Here is an 18,571-nt window from a genome sequence, read left to right as displayed (position 1 = left end):
AGGTTACAGATATATAACTGCCCGAGCTATATGGACTTTTCAGTGATTTCATGCGGGGTTGATAATGAACGACACTGCCTTGCAGGGCATGGCCGAACGTTTCCTGTCGGCGCTTAAACATTGCCAGGTGTTGAACATGCGTGTGCATCACGCCGATGCCCAGGGCATGACCCTGGTGTTGCCCTGGTCGCCGGCCATCGTCGGCAATCCGCAGAGCGGTGCGGTGCATGGCGGGGTCCTGACCACCCTGATGGACACCACCTGCGGCATGGCCACCTTGTGTGCCTTGCCACGCTTCGAGGTGTGTCCGACCCTGGATTTGCGTATCGACTACATGCACCCGGCCGAGGCGGGCAAGGATATCTACGGCCACGCCCTGTGCTACCGGGTGACCCGCGATGTGATCTTCACCCGCGGCACGGCCTACCAGGACGATCCGGCGCAGCCGATCTGCCAGGTGGTCGGCACCTTCATGCGCCTGGGCCAGGACATCAAGGGCGGCATCCGCTTCGGCAACAGCCTCAAGGAGCAGCGCGCATGATCCCGGCCGATATTCGCCAGCAACTGAACCAGGCCCATGCCCGGTGCGACTACCAGCCGTTGCTGGCGTTGATTCCCTACGCCGGGTTGATTGGCATCCGCTGCGAGCGCCAGGGCGACGACCTGCTGTTCCACCTGCCGGCCAACCCCGACAACATCGGCAACCCGTTGTTGCCGGCGATCCATGGCGGGGTGATCGCCGGTTTCATGGAGCTGTCGGCGGCGCTGTACCTGCTGATCTACAGCGAAAGCGCGAGCATTCCGAAAATCATCGATTTTTCCATCGACTACCTGCGCGCCGGGCACTACCGCGACACCTTCGCCCAGTGCCAGCTGTGGCGCCAGGGCCGGCGGGTGACCAATGTCGCCATCACCGCCTGGCAGGGTGATCGCGACGCGCCGATCGCCACGGCGCGGGCGCATTTCAAGATCGAACCGGAACAGCCCTTGAAATAGTCGGGGCTGCCCCCATCTGCTGGACATCCGCCATAAAACGCAGGCCATGACGGCCGTCGGGCGCCACCAACCAACAGATTGGAGTTTTGAAGACCATGAGTGTGGAGACTCAAAAAGAAACCCTGGGCTTCCAGACCGAGGTGAAGCAGCTGCTGCACCTCATGATCCATTCCCTGTACTCGAACAAGGAGATCTTCCTGCGCGAACTGATCTCCAACGCCTCCGACGCCGCCGACAAGCTGCGCTTCGAGGCCCTGGCCAAGCCTGAGCTGCTCGAAGGCGACGCCGACCTGAAGATCCGCGTCAGCTTCGACAAGGCCGCCAACACCGTGACCCTCGAGGACAACGGTATCGGCATGAGCCGCGAGGACGTCATCGCCCACCTGGGCACCATCGCCAAGTCCGGCACCGCCGACTTCATGAAGAACCTCACCGGTGACCAGAAGAAGGATTCGCACCTGATCGGTCAGTTCGGCGTGGGTTTCTACTCGGCCTTCATCGTTGCCGACAAGGTCGACGTGTTCAGCCGCCGTGCCGGCCTGCCGGCCGCCGAGGGCGTGCACTGGTCGTCCAAGGGCGAGGGTGAGTTCGAAGTCGCCACCGTCGACAAGCCGCAGCGCGGCACCCGCATCGTCCTGCACCTGAAGGCCGGTGAAGACGAGTTCGCCGATGGCTGGCGCCTGCGCAACATCGTCAAGAAGTACTCCGACCACATCGCCCTGCCGATCGAGTTGCCCAAGGAGCAGGCCGCTGCCGCCGAAGGCGAAGAGCAGCCAGCGCAGGAGTGGGAAACCGTCAACCGCGCCAGCGCCCTGTGGACCCGTCCGCGTACCGAGGTCAAGGACGAGGAGTACCAGGAGTTCTACAAGCACATCAGCCACGACTTCGAGAACCCGCTGGCCTGGAGCCACAACAAGGTCGAGGGCAAGCTTGAGTACAGCTCGCTGCTGTATGTGCCGGCCCGCGCGCCGTTCGACCTGTACCAGCGCGAAGCGCCACGCGGCCTGAAGCTGTATGTGCAGCGTGTGTTCATCATGGACCAGGCCGAGTCGTTCCTGCCGCTGTACCTGCGCTTCATCAAGGGCGTGGTCGACTCCAACGACCTGTCGCTGAACGTCTCCCGCGAGATCCTGCAGAAGGATCCGATCATCGAGTCGATGAAGACCGCGCTGACCAAGCGCGTGCTGGACATGCTGGAGAAGCTGGCGAAGAACGAGCCAGAGCAGTACAAGGGCTTCTGGAAGAACTTCGGCCAGGTGATGAAGGAAGGCCCGGCGGAAGACTTCGCCAACAAGGAGAAGATCGCAGGCCTGCTGCGCTTCGCCTCCACCCATGACGACAGCGGTGAGCAGAGCGTGGCCCTGGCCGATTACCTGGCACGCGCCAAGGAAGGCCAGGACAAGATCTACTTCCTGACCGGCGAGTCCCACGCCCAGGTCAAGAACAGCCCGCACCTGGAAGTCTTCCGCAAGAAAGGCATCGAAGTGCTGCTGCTGACCGATCGCATCGACGAGTGGCTGATGAGCTACCTCAACGAGTTCGATGGCAAGGCCTTCGTCGATGTCGCCCGTGGCGACCTGGACCTGGGCAAGCTGGACTCCGAAGAGGACAAGAAGGCCCAGGAAGAAGTCGCCAAGGACAAGGAAGGCCTGGTCGAGCGCCTGAAGGGCGCGCTGGGTGACAGCGTGGCCGAGGTGCGTGTCTCGCACCGCCTGACCGACTCGCCGGCGATCCTCGCCATCGGCGAGCAGGACCTGGGCCTGCAGATGCGCCAGATCCTCGAGGCCAGCGGGCAGAAGGTGCCAGAGTCCAAGCCGATCTTCGAGTTCAACCCGAGCCACCCGCTGATCGAGAAGCTCGATGGCGAGCAGAGCGAAGACCGCTTCGCCGAGCTGTCGCACATCCTGTTCGACCAGGCGGCGCTGGCGGCGGGCGACAGCTTGAAGGACCCGGCGGCCTATGTGCGTCGTCTGAACAAGCTGCTGGTCGAGCTGTCCGCTTGATCTGACGCAGACAAAGCCCGCTTCGGCGGGCTTTTTTTCATTCGAGGAAAATTGCAGCGGTGGGAGCATCTATCCTGTTCTGACCCGTGCAAGCCCAAGGAGAGCTGAATGAGCAAGGTCATCGTCGAGTCGCTGGTCTATCACCTGTCAGGCAAGGCCTATGAAAGCCGCCTGGTCTATACCCCGGACGCGTTGCCGCAGCCGGGCCTGGTGATGGCGCCGAACTGGATGGGTATCGGCGAGGGCGCCGTACGAATCGCCAAGGAAGTGGCGGAGCAAGGCTACGTGGTGCTGATCGCCGACCTTTATGGCCAATCGGTGCGCCCAGCCAATGCCGATGAGGCGGGCGCGGCAATGATGCCGCTGAAGAACGATCGCGCCGAGCTGCGCAAGCGCATGCACGAAGCGCTGGCGCAGTTGCTGGGGCAGTCGAAGGCGCGGCTGGTGCCGGGCAAGGTCGCCACCTTCGGTTTCTGCTTCGGTGGCTGCTGTGCCCTGGAGTTGGCCCGTACCGGCGCCGAGCTGAAGGCGGCGGTGTCGTTCCATGGCACGCTGGATACGCCGAACCCCGAGGACGCCAAGCGCATCAAGGGCTCGGTGCTGGTGCTGCATGGCGCGTCCGACCCGTTGGTACCCAAGGAGCAACTGCCGGCGTTCGAAGAGGAAATGAATGCCGCCAAGGTCGACTGGCAGCTGCTCAGCTATGGCGGTGCGGTGCACTCGTTCACCGACCCGAATGCCAACGTGCCGGGCAAGATGCAGTATGACCGGCGCACCTCCGAGCGGGCGTTCCGCTCGATGCACAACCTGCTGAGCGAAGTGTTCCAGCGCTGAGTTTGCATGGGGCCGCTGTGCGGCCCAACGCGACACAAGGCCGCTCCTACAAGGGTTACGCGTTCCCCCTGTAGGAGCGGCCTTGTGTCGCGTTGGGCTGCAAAGCAGCCCCAAAATCAGCGCGGCAATTCGATTCTTGAGGTTTCCCCCGGCACCACCGGCCAATCCCCCGCAGCCCACCTGGCCCGGGCCTGTTCGATCAGCTGCGCATCACTGGCGACAAAGTTCCAGTTCATCCGCCGCGGGCCATCCAGCGGCGCGCCACCAATCAGCACCAGCTGGCAGTCACCCTGCGCATACAGCGTCACCTCTTCGCCTTCCGGCAGGAGCATCAGGCTGCACGGATCCACATCCTCGTCGTTCATCATCAGCTCACCATCAAGCAGGTACAGCGCCCGCTGCACGTGCTCGTTCGGTACCTGTAGCGTGGTTGCCGGCTGCATCCGCACATGCGCGTAAAGGGTAGGGGACAGCACTGGCACCGGCGATTCCAGGCAGAACCCGCTACCGGCAATCATGCAGATACGCACCCCCAGGCTGTCGCTGACCGGCAGGCTGGCCGCCGGGTGATGGCTGTAGCTGGGCGCGCCTTGCTCCTGTTCGCGTGGCGACGCCAGCCATACCTGCAGCCCGTGCAGGCGTGAACCTTGGGCCAGGGCGTCTTCAGGCGTGCGCTCGACATGTGCCACGCCGCTGCCGGCCGTCATCCAGCTGACGTCGCCCGGCAGCACCCGCTGCGCCGAGCCGAGGCTGTCCTTGTGCAGGATTGTCCCTTCGAACAGATAGGTAAGCGTCGACAGGCCGATGTGCGGGTGCTGGCGGATGTCCATGCCATGGCCTGGGGCGTAGTCGGTTTCCAGCATATGGTCGAAGAACACGAAGGGCCCGACGCTGCGGCACTGGGCCGAGGGCAGCGGGCGCAGGATGGGTTGGCCCTCGACCGACTCGGCGCGTGGGCGGATGACCAGGGGGCTGCTCATGGTGAAACTCCGGGCGGGCAGGTGACGCCTGCAAGCATAGCGGTTCGCGGCCCGCGGCTGAACCGTCGGTGCCGGTGCCGGGTCTACTCTTACGGTATCGGCAAAGGAGCCTGAGATGATCGCCCGCACATTGGCCTGCCTGTTGTTGGGCACGGGCCTGCTCGACAGCGTGCACGCCCGCGACTACCGCTATAGCGATGCGCACCTGCACTATGTGGATTTCTTCCAGGAAACCGAAGGCATGCCAGCCTTGCTCAAGGCGATGGATGAAGCCGGGGTCGAGCAGTCGATGATCTCCGGCATCCCGGTGGCCAAGAAGTGGCACGAGGATGAGCCCAAGCGCCCGCGCTATTACGCTGGTGATGACGCCGATGCGTACTGGTACAGCGCCACCGACCTGTATGTGGCGGCGGCCCTGGAGAAACTGCCGGCCGAGCAGCGGCGGCGCTTCCATCCGTTTCTCAGCGGTTTCAATCCGGTGGACAAGAACGCCGTCAGCCATATCGAGCGCATGCTCGAACTCTACCCTGGCCTGTGGCAAGGCATCGGCGAAGTCTTCACTCGCCACGACGACCTCACCGCGCTGACCAGCGGTGATACGCCCAGGGCCAACAACGAAGCCATGACCCGCATCTACCATCTGGCCGCCGAACGCGACCTGCCGGTGCTGCTGCACTCGAACATCACTTCCAAGCGCGAGCGCAACCCCTTGTACCTGGCCGAGATCGAGGAGCCGCTGCGCAACCATCCGCACACCCGCTTCATCTGGGCCCATGCTGGCAGCAGCCTGGAGATCCACCGCCACCAGGAACAGATGGATTTTCTGCTGCCGGTACTAAGCCGGTTGCTGGAGGATTACCCGAACCTGTACGTGGATCTGTCCTGGAGCGTGCTCGAACCCTACCTGCTCGATGGCGAGGGTGTGCCGCGCAAGGCCTGGGTCGAGCTGGTCGAGCGCTTCCCGAGCCGGTTCATGCTGGGCTCCGACCTGGTCGGGCGGTTCGCCAGCCTGGGCGAACAGCTGCACGGCTTCGATCCCTTCCTCGATGCCTTGCCTGCGGCCGTGGCAGAGCAGGTGAGCCGGCGGAATTTTCTCGATCTGCTGCCAAAAAACGTGAAGTAGCGCCTTTCAATCGCGGATAGCGTTTTGATATTGCCTTTTCGTCTTACGCAAATCCCAAATGGCCCGATACCTTCTTTAGGCAATGGAATCAACGCTGATGGGAGGGATCCTGGAAATGAGCCTGAGACGCTTGAATATCGCCCCGCGCGCTGGCCTTGGCTTCGGCATCATGGCGCTGCTGGTGGTGGCCCTGGGTGGTTTTGCCCTGCAACAGATGACCAACATGCGCCAGCAGTCCGAACAGGTGGACAACAACTGGCTGCCCAGCGTGATCTCGGTGGGTAGCATGACCCAGGACATGTTGCGCATCCGCGCCTTGACCCTGCGCCTGCTGGTCAACACCGACCCGGCCGCCCAGCAGCAGAACCGCGCGCGCATCGATGAGATCAAAGGGGGGCTGAGCAAGGCGCAGAATCACTATGACGGGCTGATCGTGCTGCCCGAGGAACGCAGCCTGTTCGACCGCTACCAGGGCCTGGAGCGCCAGTACATGGTCTTGCAGGGCCAGGTGGTGCAGCTGGCCAGCGAAAGGCGCATCGATGCCGCGGCGGCACTGGTCAATGGCGAGATGAACCAGCTGGCCGACCAGATGACCAGCACCCTCAACCAACTGATCGAGCTGAACAACCACCAGGCCAATACCGCCACCGACCTGGCCGAGGCGGTGTACAGCGCAGCCAAGGTGTGGGTTGGCGTGCTGCTGGTGGTCGCCCTGAGCTTGACCGTGGTGCTGGCCCTGGCCCTGACCCGCAGTATCGTGCGCCCGCTCGGGCAGTCGCTGCAGGTAGCCGAAACGGTGGCCACAGGCGACCTGACGCCGCAGATCACCGTGCAGGGCGATGACGAGCCGGCACGTCTGCTGGCGGCGCTCAAGAGCATGCAGCAGAGCCTGCGTGAGACCATCGGGCGGATTTCCGATTCGGCCAGCCAGTTGGCTTCAGCCTCCGAGGAACTGAGCGCGGTCACCGAGGATGCCACCCGCGGCCTGCAGCAACAGAGCATGGAGATCGAGCAGGCCGCCACGGCGGTCAACCAGATGACCGCGGCGGTGGAGGAGGTGGCGAGCAATGCGGTGGCCACCTCCGAGGCGTCCCGCAGCTGCGACCAGATCGCCCGCGAAGGGCGCGAGCAGGTGCGCGGCACGGTCGCCGCCATCGAGGCATTGGCCAGCGGTGTGGCGGGCAATGCCGAGGAGGTCGGCCAGCTTGCGCAGCAGGTGCACGACATCAGCAAGGTGCTGGATGTGATCGGCTCGATTGCCGAGCAGACCAACCTGCTGGCGCTCAATGCCGCCATCGAGGCGGCGAGGGCCGGGGAGGCCGGGCGTGGTTTCGCCGTGGTTGCCGACGAGGTGCGGGCCCTGGCGCATCGCACGCAAAGTTCGACCCAGGAGATCGAGCAGATGATCGTCGCCATCCGCAGCGGTGCCGAGCGGGCGGTGCAGGGCATGCAGCACAGCGATGCCCAGGCGCGCTCGACCCTGGACGGCGCCCATGCCGCGGGTGATGCCCTGGAGGCGATTGCCGCGGCCATCGGCCAGATCAACGAGCGTAACCTGGTGATTGCCAGTGCCTCGGAGCAACAGGCCCAGGTGGCGCGGGAGGTGGACCGCAACCTGACCACCATTCGTGACCTGGCGCATCAGTCGTCGGCCGGGGCCGAGCAAACCTCCGCCGCCAGCCAGGCGCTGTCACGCCTGGCGGTGGACCTCAATACCCTGGTGCAGCGGTTCTCTGTTTGACGTTCATCACCCCCCCCTGTAGGAGCGGCCCGGCAAGGCCGCTCCTACAGGGGGAGAAGTTGGGCTGAAGCACAAACAAAAACGCCCGGACCTGAGGTCCGGGCGTTCTCGTTCAGCGTGTCAGCCGATCACTTGCCTTCCCAGCGCTTGAGCACCAGGGTGGCGTTGGTGCCGCCGAAACCGAAGCTGTTGCTCATCACGGTGGTGAGCTTGGCGTCTTCGGTCTTGCGCACGATCGGCAGGTCGGCCACTTCAGGGTCCAGCTCGTCGATGTTGGCGGAGCCGGCGATGAAGTCGTTTTCCATCATCAGCAGGCAGTAGATCGCCTCGTGCACGCCAGCGGCGCCCAGCGAGTGACCGGACAGGCTCTTGGTCGAGCTGATCTTCGGTGCCTTGGCGCCGAACACTTCACGCACGCCCTTCATCTCGGCGACGTCGCCGACCGGGGTGGAGGTGCCGTGGGTGTTCAGGTAGTCGATCGGGGTGTCGACGGTGGACAGCGCCTGCTGCATGCAGCGGATCGCGCCTTCGCCGCTCGGGGCGACCATGTCGTAGCCGTCGGAGGTGGCGCCATAGCCGACGATCTCGGCGTAGATCTTGGCGCCGCGGGCCAGGGCGTGCTCGAGCTCCTCGACCACTACCATGCCGCCGCCACCGGCGATGACGAAGCCGTCACGGTCGGCGTCGTAGGCGCGCGAGGCCAGTTCCGGGGTGTCGTTGCGCTTGGTCGACAGGGCGCCCATGGCATCGAACAGGAACGACTGGCTCCAGTGCTCTTCTTCACCACCACCGGCGAAGACGATGTCCTGCTTGCCCCACTGGATCTGCTCCAGGGCGGTGCCGATGCAGTGTGCCGAGGTGGCGCAGGCCGACGAGATCGAGTAGTTGATGCCCTTGATCTTGAACGGGGTGGCCAGGCACGCCGACACGGTGCTGCCCATGGTGCGGGTGACGCGGTACGGGCCGACACGCTTGACGCCTTTTTCGCGCAGGGTATCCAGCGCTTCCATCTGGTTCAGGGTCGAGGCGCCGCCGGAGCCGGCAACCAGGCCGGTACGCGGGTTGGAGACCTGCTCTTCGGTCAGGCCGGCGTCCTTGATCGCGTCCTGCATCGCCAGGTAGGCGTAGGCGGCAGCGTGGCCGACGAAGCGGTAGACCTTGCGGTCGATCAGTTCTTCGAGGTTGAGGTCGATGGAGCCGGAAACCTGGCTACGCAGCCCCTGTTCCTTGTATTCCGGGTTGTAACGGATACCCGGACGGCTGTTGCGCAGGTTTTCGGTGACGGTAGCTTTGTCATTGCCCAGGCACGATACGATGCCCAGACCAGTGATAACGACGCGGCGCATGCGAATAACCCTTAGAAATTGTCAGTGGAGGTGAACACGCCGACCCGCAGGCCTTCGGCGGTGTAGATCTCGCGACCGTCGACGCTGACCGAGCCGTCGGCGATGGCCATGTTCAGCTTGCCCTTGAGGACACGCTTGATATGAATGTTGTAGGTGACTTTCTTGGCGCTAGGCAGGACCTGGCCGAAGAACTTCACTTCGCCCGAACCCAGGGCGCGACCGCGGCCCGGCAGGCCTTGCCAGCCGAGGAAGAAACCGACCAGCTGCCACATGGCGTCCAGGCCCAGGCAGCCCGGCATCACCGGATCGCCTTCGAAGTGGCAGGCGAAGAACCACAGGTCCGGATTGATATCCAGCTCGGCGACCAATTCACCTTTGCCGAACTTGCCGCCTTCCTCGCTGATGTGGGTGATGCGATCGACCATCAGCATGTTCGGGGCGGGCAGTTGCGCATTACCGGGGCCGAACAGCTCACCGCGACTGCAGCGCAGCAGGTCTTCCCGGGTAAAGGCGTTTTGTTTGGTCATGCGAGCTCCTCAATAACCCCCTGTGGCAGGGGATGAATCTTCCCGGCCGATCCGAATCGCTCTGCGTTCGGGGCGGCAGCCTACAGGTAGACTATTGCGTTGTAGTGAAAGTCACAGCGCACCTGGCAAAAGAAGTACAGGTGTGCACTGAAATGTTATTTTCAGGTCCTGCGGCGGTCCTGTCCAGTCTTTAAGACTGCCGCACTTTAGCATTTATCGCCAGTCGCGGCTGTCCGGCCGGGTAGCCAGCGGCCGAGAATGCGCTGCAGATCGGTGCGTTTGAAGGGTTTGCTCAGGTAGTCGTTCATGCCGGCGGCCAGGCAACGCTCGCGATCGCCCTCCAGGGCGCTGGCGGTCAGGGCGATGATCGGCAGCTCGGCGGCCTGGGGCAGCAGGCGGATGCGCCGGGTTGCCTCGAAGCCGTCGACCTGCGGCAGGCGGCAGTCCATCAAGACGGCGGCAAAGGGTTGCTGGCTCACCAGGTCGATGGCCTGGGCGCCGTCCATGGCCAGTTTCACCTCGAAGCCCAGGCTGCGCAGCATGGCCTCGATGACGCTCTGGTTGACCGGGTTATCTTCCACCAGCAGGATGCGCCCGCCGTTGTCGTGGATCAGCGGTTGCGCAGGTTCCGGCGCAACAGGCGCGCTGGCCAGGGCCAGGGGCATCTCCAGGGTGAAGGTCGAGCCCAGGCCCTCGCGGCTTTCGCCACGCAGTTGGCCACCCATGCGTTCGGCCAGGGTGCGGGCGATCGACAGGCCCAGGCCAGTGCCGCCATAGCGCCGGGAGATCGAACTGTCGGCCTGCTGGAAGGCGACGAACATCATTTCCAGGCGATTGCTGTCGATGCCGATACCGGTGTCGCGCACCGTGCAGGTGAGCCACAGCAACTGTCGGTCGATGGCCTGGCAATGGGCCTGCACCGCCACTTCGCCGCGCTCGGTGAATTTCAGCGCATTGCCCACCAGGTTGAGCAGGATCTGGCGGATCCGTGTCGGGTCGCCAGCCACTTGCACCTGCTCCAGGCCTGGCGCCAGGTCCAGGCGCAGGGCCAGGCCGCGTTGCTGGGCGGTGTGCTGGAACGACAGCACGCTGCTGCCGAGCAGTTCGCCGAGGTTGAAGTCGATGTGCTCCAGCTCCAGGGTGGTGCGCTCGATCCGCGAGAAGTCGAGGATATCGTTGATCACCTTGAGCAGATGGCCGGTGGACTCGCTGGCCAGCACCGTGTACTCGGCCTGTTCGTGGGTCAGCTCGGTGGTTTCCAGCAACTGCAGCATGCCCAGCACGCCGTTCATGGGCGTGCGCAGCTCGTGGCTCATCATCGCCAGGAAGTCCGACTTGGCGCGGTTGGCCTGCTCGGCCTCCTCGCGGGCCTGGATCAACTGGCCCATGGCCTGTTGCTGTTCGTGGGCCGCCTGGTCCAGGGCGCTGGCCAGATTGTTGATGTGCCGCGCCAGGTGGCCCAGCTCACTGTCGTCGACCACCGGCAGCGGCGCGTTGAAGTCGCCTTGCTGGATCGCCCGCACCGCGTGGCCCATGTCGCTGATCGGCTTGGACAGGCTCATGGCCAGGCGGCGGGCCAGCAGGAAGGTGAACAGCAGGGCGAACAGGGCCAGGATCGCCGCCTTGATCACGATTTCCTGCTGGCGCTGGCTGAAGGCGTCGTCGGACATGCCGACGATCACCCGCCCCAGGTAGTCGTCGCCGATGGCCGGGCGCGGTGCCTTGCCTTGCAGGAAGTCGCTGTCCAGGCGGATCTGCTGCAGGCGGATCGGTGCCTGGAACACTTCCACGCGCTGCGCGCGGTTGAGGCTCTCGTCCGGCTGCTCGACATACACCAGGATATGGTTGCGGCTGTCCTGCACCTCGAGGAAGCGCACATGGGGAATGCTCAAGGTCGCGCGCATCAGGCTGTCGAGCACTTCGTTGTTGCCCGAGATCACCCCGTACTCGGAGGCCGGTGCCAGCTGGTTGGCGATCAGTTGCCCGGTGTGATTGAGCTCCTGGCGCAAGTCCTGGATGCGCACGAAGGTGAAGAAGCTGATCAACAGCAGAGTCAGCAGCAGGGCCGGGCCCAGGCTGAGGATCTGGGTGCGGGTATGAATGTCCCAGCTCAGGCGTTTGCTCATGGGGTGGCTCCTTCGCCAAGGGCCAGGGCGGCGGCGCCCGCATCGATGCTGTCCAGGCCCAGGGCACGGGCCACCTGCTGGTTGCCGCTGACACCGAAATGCGCCGGGTAGAGGCTGCGTGGCCAGCGCGCCGGGGCTTGTTCGAGCAACTGGTCGAGCACCGCGAGCCAGTCGTCCTGGTCGCTGTAGGTGCTGGCCAGGGCGCCGGCGCGGACGAAGCCGACATTCGGCCCGATCAGCGCCATTTGCCGGCCATAGCTGCTGAGCAGCACGTTCTTGGCCGACTTGGAGTTGTACAGGTCGGGATCGTCCAGGCCCAGCAGCACGTCGCTGTTGTTGAGCAGGTGCTGCAGCGGGCGGCTGTCGCGCAGGTCGGGCCAGTCCTGGGCGACGATCTCCAGGCCCAGCGGCTGGGCGGCCTGGCGCAGCTCATCGAGCAGGAAGCGGCTGCGCGGGCCATACAGCACGCCAATGCGCCGCGCTTCTGGCAGCAGGTAGCGGGCCAGGCGCAGTTGGCGCTGCAGTGGCGGGTCGCTCCACAACAGGCTGAGGAACCCGGGGCGCGACTTTCCCAGGCGCTGCTCGGCCTGCACCCGGCTGACCCGCAGGGCCAGTGCCACGGGCCCGGCGGCCTCGCTCAGGCGCCACTCCAGGGCCGGGGGATCGAGCAGGATCAGCCGGGTGTCGGCCTTGAGCTTGCCTGGGCTGGGCAACTGTTCCACGGTCTGGAAGCGCACCTGGTCGTGGGGCCGGCGCTTTTCCAGGGCGGCGACGAAGCTGCGGATGCCCGGCTGGTCTTCGCCGCCCACCAGCAGGATCTCGCTGGCCGCCAGCGAACCCAGTGGCCAGAAGCACAGCAACAACAGCCGCAGCAGGCGCAGCATCAGAACTCCAGCTCCGCGCTGACGCTCAGGCGATGGCGGCTGTCATAGCGGTTCTGCGCGATGGTCACCGGCTCGTCATCGAGGCGTTGCTGCCACAACGCGGCCAGCTCCAGCTGGCTGCCCTGGATCTTGAAGCGCTTGGCCAGGCGCAGGTCGATGCGCTCGTAGCGGTATTGGTTGAGCGCGTCGTCGCCGTAGTAGAAGAGGGCGCTGGACCAACCCTGGCCCCAGTCGCGCAGCCAGCCCGCCGAGCCACTGTTGCGCGCGCTCAGGCGGCGGTCGGCGGGGTTGCTGGCCCAGGCGTCGACGTAGGCGTAGGTCAGGCGCAGGCGGTCGCGGGCGCTCAGTCGCCAGTCGAACTGGGCCTCGCTGCCGCTGAAGCGCGCCTTGTTGGCGTTGCTGGCGATGAACTGGTTGTTCTTCAGCGGCTCGCTGATCATCCCGGTGATCTCGTCGTAGAACAGCTTCACGTCGAGGTTCAGGTCCAGGTCGCTGAAATAGCCGTTGTAGCCCAGTTCACGGGAGCGCATGCGCTCCTGGTCGAGGTCGCCGGGGCCGCGGGTCTTGACGAAGTATTCGCCGTTTTGCAGGCCGTAGCGGTTGGGGCTGAGGTTCTTGACCGTGTAGCTCCAGTTGACGTTGTTCTCGAACATGTCCGGCGAGCGGATGGCCTCGGAATACACCGCGCGCAGGCCATGGCGCGGGGTAATCAGGTAGTTCAGCGCCAGGCGCGGCGTCAGTGAGCTGCCGGACAGCTGGGTGTCTTCGAACATCGCGCCGCCCTGCAGGATCCAGTGCTCGTCGGCGCGCCATTCGAGCTGGCCGAACAGGCGCCAGGTACGGTCGTCGATGCTGCCGTTGAAGTAGGTCTGCGAGTCGGCCCGGTCGTAGCGCAAGTTGGCGCCGCTGACCAGGCGCAGGCTGTCGGTCAGGCTCAGGGTGTCCTGGATCTCCAGGTCGTAGCGGGTTTCGCGGGTGCTCTGGTCGACGTTGCCGCAGATGGTGTTGCGGCCACCGTTGGCCCATTGGTCCTGCACCTGGCCCATCAACGCACTGAGCTGTGGGTCGCTGGTGGCGGGCAGATGGCCGGTGTACAGGTTGCGCGCGACCTTCTCGGTGAAGTTCGGGTCAAGCTGCCACATGCGGGTCAGCTCCGGGCTGAAGGCGATGGCCGCGTCACAGGCTTGCCACACCTGCTGGCGGTCGAAGTGCTGCGCCGAACCCTGGATGTACAGGCTGTGCTCGGGGTTGATGTCGATGTTCCAGCGCACGGAGCCGGCGTAGTCCTTGGCGTTGACGTCGGCATCGTTGCCGGCGCGGTAGTTGCCGAACACCGGCTGGTAGGTATAGGGCCTTTGGTTGCTGCCTTCCTTGGCCGCCAGTTGCCATTCCAGGGTCTGGTTGGGCGCCAGGCTGTGCACGGCATTTAGGTTGATGCGGTTGGCCCGGCGGCTGTCGCGGTAGTCGTGGCCGAACTGGTCCTGGTCGAAGCCGTCGTCCTGCTGGCCCGACAGCGACAGGCGCAGGTCGCCGCCCTCCCAGCCGAAGCCTTGGCTGGCGTAGTAGTCATTGATGCCGTCCTGGCCGCGGGTCAGCTTCAGCCGCGTGCCATGGCTGTCGGCCGGGTTGCGGGTGAGGATGTTGACCACCGCCATCAGCGCATTGGCGCCGTAGCTGACGGTGTTGGGGCCGCGGAACACCTCGATGCGCTCGATGTCCTCGAGGGCCACCGGGATGTCGCTCCAATCCACCGTGGCCAGGCCTGCGCGGTACACCGAACGGCCATCGATCAGCACCTGCATGCGCCGGGCATCGTTGACGTTGCTGCCGTGGTAGTTGACCGTCGGCTGGTTGCCAGCGCCGTAGCCGACCATCATGCCTGGCACCAGGCGCAGCAGCTCGGGAATGTCGCGGGCGCCGCTGGCGCGAATCAGCTCGCTGTCGAGCACGGTCATGCTGCCCGGCACCGCCGCCGGGGATTGTTTCAAGCGTGTGGCGGTCAGAACCTGGGGCAGGTCCTGGTTGTCGATGAACAGGTCGTCGGCCACGGCCGGGCCGCCCAACAGGGCAGTCAGCAACAGCAGGCGCGGGTAGGGGGGCGTGCCGGGGAACACGGGAGGCCTTGTTTCACAGATGAATCAGGCATGTTAACCGACCGCGCGGCATTTGCCAGTGATCCGCGCCCGGCAGATTGCCGCAGCGCCCATGCGCGCGACTGCGTCCGGCCATGCAGCCCTACTGGTTCTGTCGCATCGGCCCCGTATAATGCCTGGATCGCCATTTACTTCATTGGTTAACGGATTGGATATGACTGAACAGCAACCTGTTGCAGTTCTTGGCGGCGGCAGCTTCGGCACCGCCGTGGCGAACCTGCTGGCGGAAAACGGCCACCCCGTGCGCCAGTGGATGCGCGACCCGGCGCAAGCCGAGGCGATGCGCGTCAACCGCGAGAACCCGCGGTACCTCAAGGGCATTCGCCTGCACGACCGCGTCGAGCCGGTCAACGACCTGCTCGCCACCTTGCAGGGCAGCGCGCTGGTCTTCGTCGCCCTGCCGTCCAGCGCCCTGCGCAGCGTGCTGGCGCCGCATGCCGAGCTGTTGCGCGGCAAGGGCCTGGTCAGCCTGACCAAGGGCATCGAGGCGCAGAGCTTCAAGCTGATGAGCCAGATTCTCGAAGAGATCGCCCCGCAGGCCCATATCGGCGTGCTGTCCGGGCCCAACCTGGCCCGCGAGATCGCCGAGCACGCGCTGACCGCCACCGTGGTCGCCAGCGAACATGAAGCGCTGTGCCAGCAGGTGCAGGCCGTGCTGCATGGCCGCACCTTCCGCGTGTATGCCAGCAACGACCGTTTCGGCGTCGAGCTCGGCGGCGCCTTGAAGAACGTCTACGCGATCATCGCCGGCATGGCGGTGGCCTTGGGGATGGGCGAGAACACCAAGAGCATGCTGATCACCCGTGCCCTGGCCGAGATGACCCGCTTTGCCGTGAGCCAGGGCGCCAACCCCATGACCTTCCTCGGCCTGGCCGGGGTCGGCGACCTGATCGTCACCTGTTCCTCGCCCAAGAGTCGCAACTACCAGGTTGGCCACGCCCTGGGCCAGGGCCTGAGCCTGGACGAGGCGGTCAGCCGCCTGGGCGAGGTGGCCGAGGGCGTCAACACGCTCAAGGTGCTCAAGGCCAAGGCCCAGGAAGTCGGGGTATACATGCCGCTGGTGGCGGGCTTGCACGCCATCCTGTTCGAGGGCCGCACCTTGAACCAGGTGATCGAGCACCTGATGCGCGCCGAGCCCAAGACCGACGTCGATTTCATTTCCACCAGCGGTTTCAACTGAAGGAGCATCCCCATGAACGATACCCCCGAGCGCGCCCAGCGCGAGTCGATCATCCTGCGCGTGCTGTGGATGCTGGTGTTCCTGATTGCCTGGCAACTGGCCGAGATCCTGCTCGGCGGCCTGGTGCTGGTGCAGCTGATCTACCGCCTGGTGTACGGCGCACCCAGCGCCAGCCTGATGAACTTCGGCGACAGCCTCAGCCAGTACCTGGCGCAGATCGGCCGTTTCGGCACCTTCCACACTGACCAGAAACCCTGGCCATTCGCCGACTGGCCGGCACCCCGCGCCCCTGAGGGCGAAACGCCCCACGCCGTGGCTGCGGCGGCGCACCCGGTGCGTGACCAGGAGCCCAAGCTGTGAAGCTGTGGGTGCTGCGCCACGGCGAGGCCGAGCCGCGGGCCAATACCGACGCCGAGCGGCGCCTGACCGCCCATGGTCGCGAGCAGGTGCTGCACAGCGCCGCGCGGCTGCTGGGCCAGCCGTTGCAGGCGATCCTGGCCAGCCCCTACGTGCGCGCCCAGCAGACCGCCGCCCTGGTGCACGGCGCCCTGGGCTTCGCCGAGCCGGTGCGCACGGTGCCCTGGCTGACCCCGGAAAGCGATGTGCAACAGGTGATCGGCGAAATCGAACGGCTGGGCCTGGAGCAGGTGTTGCTGGTCAGCCACCAGCCGCTGGTGGGCACCCTGGTAGGGATGCTCGAGCATGGCCACGGCCAGCAGCCAGCGCCGCTGAGCACCGCCAGCCTGGCCGAGCTGGAAGGCGACTGGCCACTGGCCGGGTTGATGACCCTGCGTGGCCTGCATCATGCAGGCTGAAGCCTGCCCGATCCCTGTAGGCCAGCCTTGCGGGCGTTGCAGGCGCCGCGCTGTATGGCACCGGCGCGCCGCTGTTCGCCGCCGGTTTCTGCAGGTTCAGATCCGCCAACGCTTGACCTGATCGCCCTTGGCGATGACCTTTCCGAACGTTGCCACCCCCACGACCCTTGTCGACAATGGGCCATCCATCCCCCGTGCAGAGCAGGCGGCCATGTCGCAGCAGATCTTCTTCGCCCATGCCAATGGCTTCCCTTCGGCCACCTACGGCAAGCTGTTCGCCGCGCTGGCGCCGGACTACCAGGTGCAGCACCTGGCACAGCACGGCCATGACCCGCGCTTTCCGGTGAACGACAACTGGCAAGGCCTGGTGGACGAGTTGCTGCATCACCTTGAACAGCAGGACGCGCCGGTATGGGGTGTCGGCCATTCCCTGGGCGGCGTGCTGCACCTGCACGCCGCCTTGCGCCGCCCGGAGCTCTACCGGGGCGTGGTGATGCTCGACTCCCCGGTGCTGACCCGCGCCGACGAATGGCTGATCCAGGCCGCCAAGCGCCTGGGCTTGATCGACCGCATCACCCCGGCCGGGCGCACCCTGGGCCGCCGCGAGGCCTTCCCCGACCGCGACAGCGCGCGCCGCTACTTCGCCGGCAAGACCCTGTTCCGTCACTTCGATCCGGACTGCCTGGAGGCCTACCTCGAGCATGGCCTGGAAGCGGTTGGCGACGGCCTGCGCCTGCGTTTCGACCCGGCCACCGAGATCAGCATCTTTCGCAGCATCCCCCATGTCAGCCCGGCGCGGCCGCGTCAGTTGCAGGTGCCGCTGGCCATGGTCCGCGGCGCCCACAGCCGGGTGATCCGCAAGCACCATGCCCTGGCCGTGCGCGGCATGCCCAGGGGCGAGTACCACAGCCTGCCGGGCGGGCACATGTTCCCGCTGGAGCGGCCAGGCGAGACCGCTACCTTGATCCGCGACCTGTGCGCACGCTGGAGCCAGGCATGAGCGCCCAGGTCGAGGAGATCCGCCTGACCCTGGGCCATATCGAGCTGGCCGCGCACCTGTTCGGCCCGGCCGACGGCCTGCCGCTGATCGCCCTGCACGGCTGGCTCGACAACGCCAACAGCTTCGCCCGCCTGGCGCCGCAGTTGCGGGGGCTGCGCATCGTCGCCCTGGACCTGGCCGGGCATGGCTATTCGGCGCACCGCCCGCTGGGGGCCGGCTACGCCTTGGCCGACTACGCCCATGATGTGCTGCGGGTGGCCGAGCAACTGGGCTGGCAGCGCTTCGGCCTGCTTGGCCATTCGCTGGGGGCGATCATCGCCGTGCAACTGGCCGGCGCCTTGCCCGAGCGCATCAGCCACCTGGCGCTGATCGACGGGGTGGTGCCGCCCACGCTCGGCGAACAGGACGCCGCCGAGCGCCTGGGGCTGGCGTTGCAGGCGCAACTGCGCCTGGAGGGCAAGCGCAAGTCGGTGTACCCGACCCTGGAGCAGGGCGTCGAGGCGCGCATGAAAGGCATGGTCGCGGTCAGCCGCGAAGCGGCCGAGCTGCTGGCCCAGCGCGGCCTGATGCCGGTACCCGGCGGCTACAGCTGGCGCAGCGACAGCCGCCTGACCTTGCCCTCGCCAAGCCGCCTGCACCCGGACCAGGCCATGGCCTTCATCAAGCGCATCGCCTGCCCGACCTGCCTGGTGGTGGCCGCCGACGGCATGCTCGCGCGCCACACGGCGTTGCTGGAGCAGCTACCCTTCGAGCAGGTGACCCTGCCGGGGGGGCATCACCTGCACCTGAACGACGCCGAGGGCGCGACCCTTGTCGCAGACTGTTTCAATCGCTTTTTTGGCATTCCTTGACTTGCACCGGAC

At 65.7% G+C, this 18,571-nt stretch carries 17 protein-coding genes and 1 pseudogene; 12 read left to right on the top strand and 6 right to left on the bottom strand.

The window, feature by feature from the left end; genetic code table 11:
• The first annotated feature begins 64 nt into the window (after positions 1-64).
• The 4 genes from KSS95_RS19395 (at position 65) to KSS95_RS19380 (ending at position 3,833) form a co-directional block, all read left to right on the top strand.
• Complete coding sequence (locus KSS95_RS19395; protein WP_217848812.1) at positions 65-541, top strand: PaaI family thioesterase; 477 nt, start codon at positions 65-67, stop codon at positions 539-541.
• Entirely contained in the window at positions 538-996 is a 459-nt protein-coding gene (locus KSS95_RS19390; RefSeq protein ID WP_217848810.1) for a PaaI family thioesterase, read from the top strand. Before KSS95_RS19395 ends, KSS95_RS19390 begins: the two co-directional genes overlap by 4 nt.
• Positions 997-1,091: 95 nt before the next feature.
• Entirely contained in the window at positions 1,092-2,999 is a 1,908-nt protein-coding gene (gene htpG / locus KSS95_RS19385; protein WP_217848808.1) for a molecular chaperone HtpG, read from the top strand.
• Positions 3,000-3,107: 108 nt separating this feature from the next.
• Complete coding sequence (locus tag KSS95_RS19380; protein ID WP_217848806.1) at positions 3,108-3,833, top strand: dienelactone hydrolase family protein; 726 nt, start codon at positions 3,108-3,110, stop codon at positions 3,831-3,833.
• A gap of 116 nt (positions 3,834-3,949) precedes the next feature.
• Here the strand turns inward: KSS95_RS19380 and KSS95_RS19375 are convergent, their stop codons facing one another.
• Positions 3,950-4,813, bottom strand: coding sequence for a pirin family protein (locus KSS95_RS19375; protein WP_217848804.1), 864 nt, complete (start codon positions 4,811-4,813; stop codon positions 3,950-3,952).
• 115 nt (positions 4,814-4,928) lie between these two features.
• On the opposite strand from KSS95_RS19375, the gene KSS95_RS19370 reads away from it, so the two are divergent.
• From KSS95_RS19370 to KSS95_RS24915, 3 genes and pseudogenes are all read left to right on the top strand, one after another.
• Complete coding sequence (locus KSS95_RS19370; protein ID WP_217848802.1) at positions 4,929-5,936, top strand: amidohydrolase family protein; 1,008 nt, start codon at positions 4,929-4,931, stop codon at positions 5,934-5,936.
• 82 nt (positions 5,937-6,018) lie between these two features.
• Positions 6,019-6,822, top strand: a pseudogene (locus KSS95_RS24920) (MCP four helix bundle domain-containing protein); the annotation flags it as partial.
• A complete protein-coding gene (locus KSS95_RS24915) occupies positions 6,814-7,677 on the top strand; it encodes a methyl-accepting chemotaxis protein (protein WP_437179625.1) in 864 nt (287 codons plus the stop codon). The pseudogene KSS95_RS24920 and the gene KSS95_RS24915, both read left to right, overlap by 9 nt.
• Before the next feature lie 128 nt (positions 7,678-7,805).
• Here the strand turns inward: KSS95_RS24915 and fabB are convergent, their stop codons facing one another.
• From fabB to KSS95_RS19340, 5 genes are all read right to left on the bottom strand, one after another.
• The gene (fabB, locus tag KSS95_RS19360) at positions 7,806-9,023 is read right to left on the bottom strand and encodes a beta-ketoacyl-ACP synthase I (RefSeq protein ID WP_217848798.1); all 1,218 of its coding nucleotides are present in this window, start codon (positions 9,021-9,023) and stop codon (positions 7,806-7,808) included.
• Between the two features lie 11 nt (positions 9,024-9,034).
• Entirely contained in the window at positions 9,035-9,550 is a 516-nt protein-coding gene (gene fabA, locus KSS95_RS19355; protein ID WP_011534736.1) for a 3-hydroxyacyl-[acyl-carrier-protein] dehydratase FabA, read from the bottom strand.
• Positions 9,551-9,756: 206 nt separating this feature from the next.
• The gene (locus tag KSS95_RS19350; RefSeq protein WP_217848796.1) at positions 9,757-11,676 is read right to left on the bottom strand and encodes an ATP-binding protein; all 1,920 of its coding nucleotides are present in this window, start codon (positions 11,674-11,676) and stop codon (positions 9,757-9,759) included.
• Entirely contained in the window at positions 11,673-12,560 is an 888-nt protein-coding gene (locus KSS95_RS19345) for an ABC transporter substrate-binding protein (protein WP_217848794.1), read from the bottom strand. Before KSS95_RS19345 ends, KSS95_RS19350 begins: the two co-directional genes overlap by 4 nt.
• A complete protein-coding gene (locus KSS95_RS19340; protein WP_217848787.1) occupies positions 12,560-14,674 on the bottom strand; it encodes a TonB-dependent receptor plug domain-containing protein in 2,115 nt (704 codons plus the stop codon). The genes KSS95_RS19345 and KSS95_RS19340 overlap by 1 nt, the downstream gene beginning before the upstream one ends.
• A gap of 193 nt (positions 14,675-14,867) precedes the next feature.
• Here KSS95_RS19340 and KSS95_RS19335 point away from each other — a divergent pair, with 193 nt between their 5' ends.
• The 5 genes from KSS95_RS19335 (at position 14,868) to KSS95_RS19315 (ending at position 18,559) form a co-directional block, all read left to right on the top strand.
• Positions 14,868-15,893 (top strand): NAD(P)H-dependent glycerol-3-phosphate dehydrogenase, encoded by a 1,026-nt coding sequence (locus KSS95_RS19335; RefSeq protein WP_217848785.1) that lies wholly within the window; start codon positions 14,868-14,870, stop codon positions 15,891-15,893.
• Positions 15,894-15,905: 12 nt separating this feature from the next.
• Positions 15,906-16,253 carry a DUF4389 domain-containing protein gene (locus tag KSS95_RS19330; RefSeq protein WP_217848783.1) on the top strand — a complete coding sequence of 116 codons (348 nt, stop codon included), beginning with the start codon at positions 15,906-15,908 and terminating at the stop codon, positions 16,251-16,253.
• Positions 16,250-16,708, top strand: coding sequence for a phosphohistidine phosphatase SixA (gene sixA, locus KSS95_RS19325; protein WP_217848782.1), 459 nt, complete (start codon positions 16,250-16,252; stop codon positions 16,706-16,708). The genes KSS95_RS19330 and sixA overlap by 4 nt, the downstream gene beginning before the upstream one ends.
• A gap of 211 nt (positions 16,709-16,919) precedes the next feature.
• A complete protein-coding gene (locus KSS95_RS19320) occupies positions 16,920-17,708 on the top strand; it encodes an alpha/beta fold hydrolase (protein WP_217848780.1) in 789 nt (262 codons plus the stop codon).
• Positions 17,705-18,559, top strand: coding sequence for an alpha/beta hydrolase (locus KSS95_RS19315; RefSeq protein WP_217848778.1), 855 nt, complete (start codon positions 17,705-17,707; stop codon positions 18,557-18,559). The genes KSS95_RS19320 and KSS95_RS19315 overlap by 4 nt, the downstream gene beginning before the upstream one ends.
• Positions 18,560-18,571 lie beyond the last annotated feature (12 nt).

This window comes from Pseudomonas muyukensis (assembly GCF_019139535.1).
In the GTDB taxonomy this organism is placed as follows: domain Bacteria; phylum Pseudomonadota; class Gammaproteobacteria; order Pseudomonadales; family Pseudomonadaceae; genus Aquipseudomonas; species Aquipseudomonas muyukensis.
Note: the sequence above shows the minus strand (reverse complement) of the source record. Positions and strands in the feature narration are given on the sequence as shown.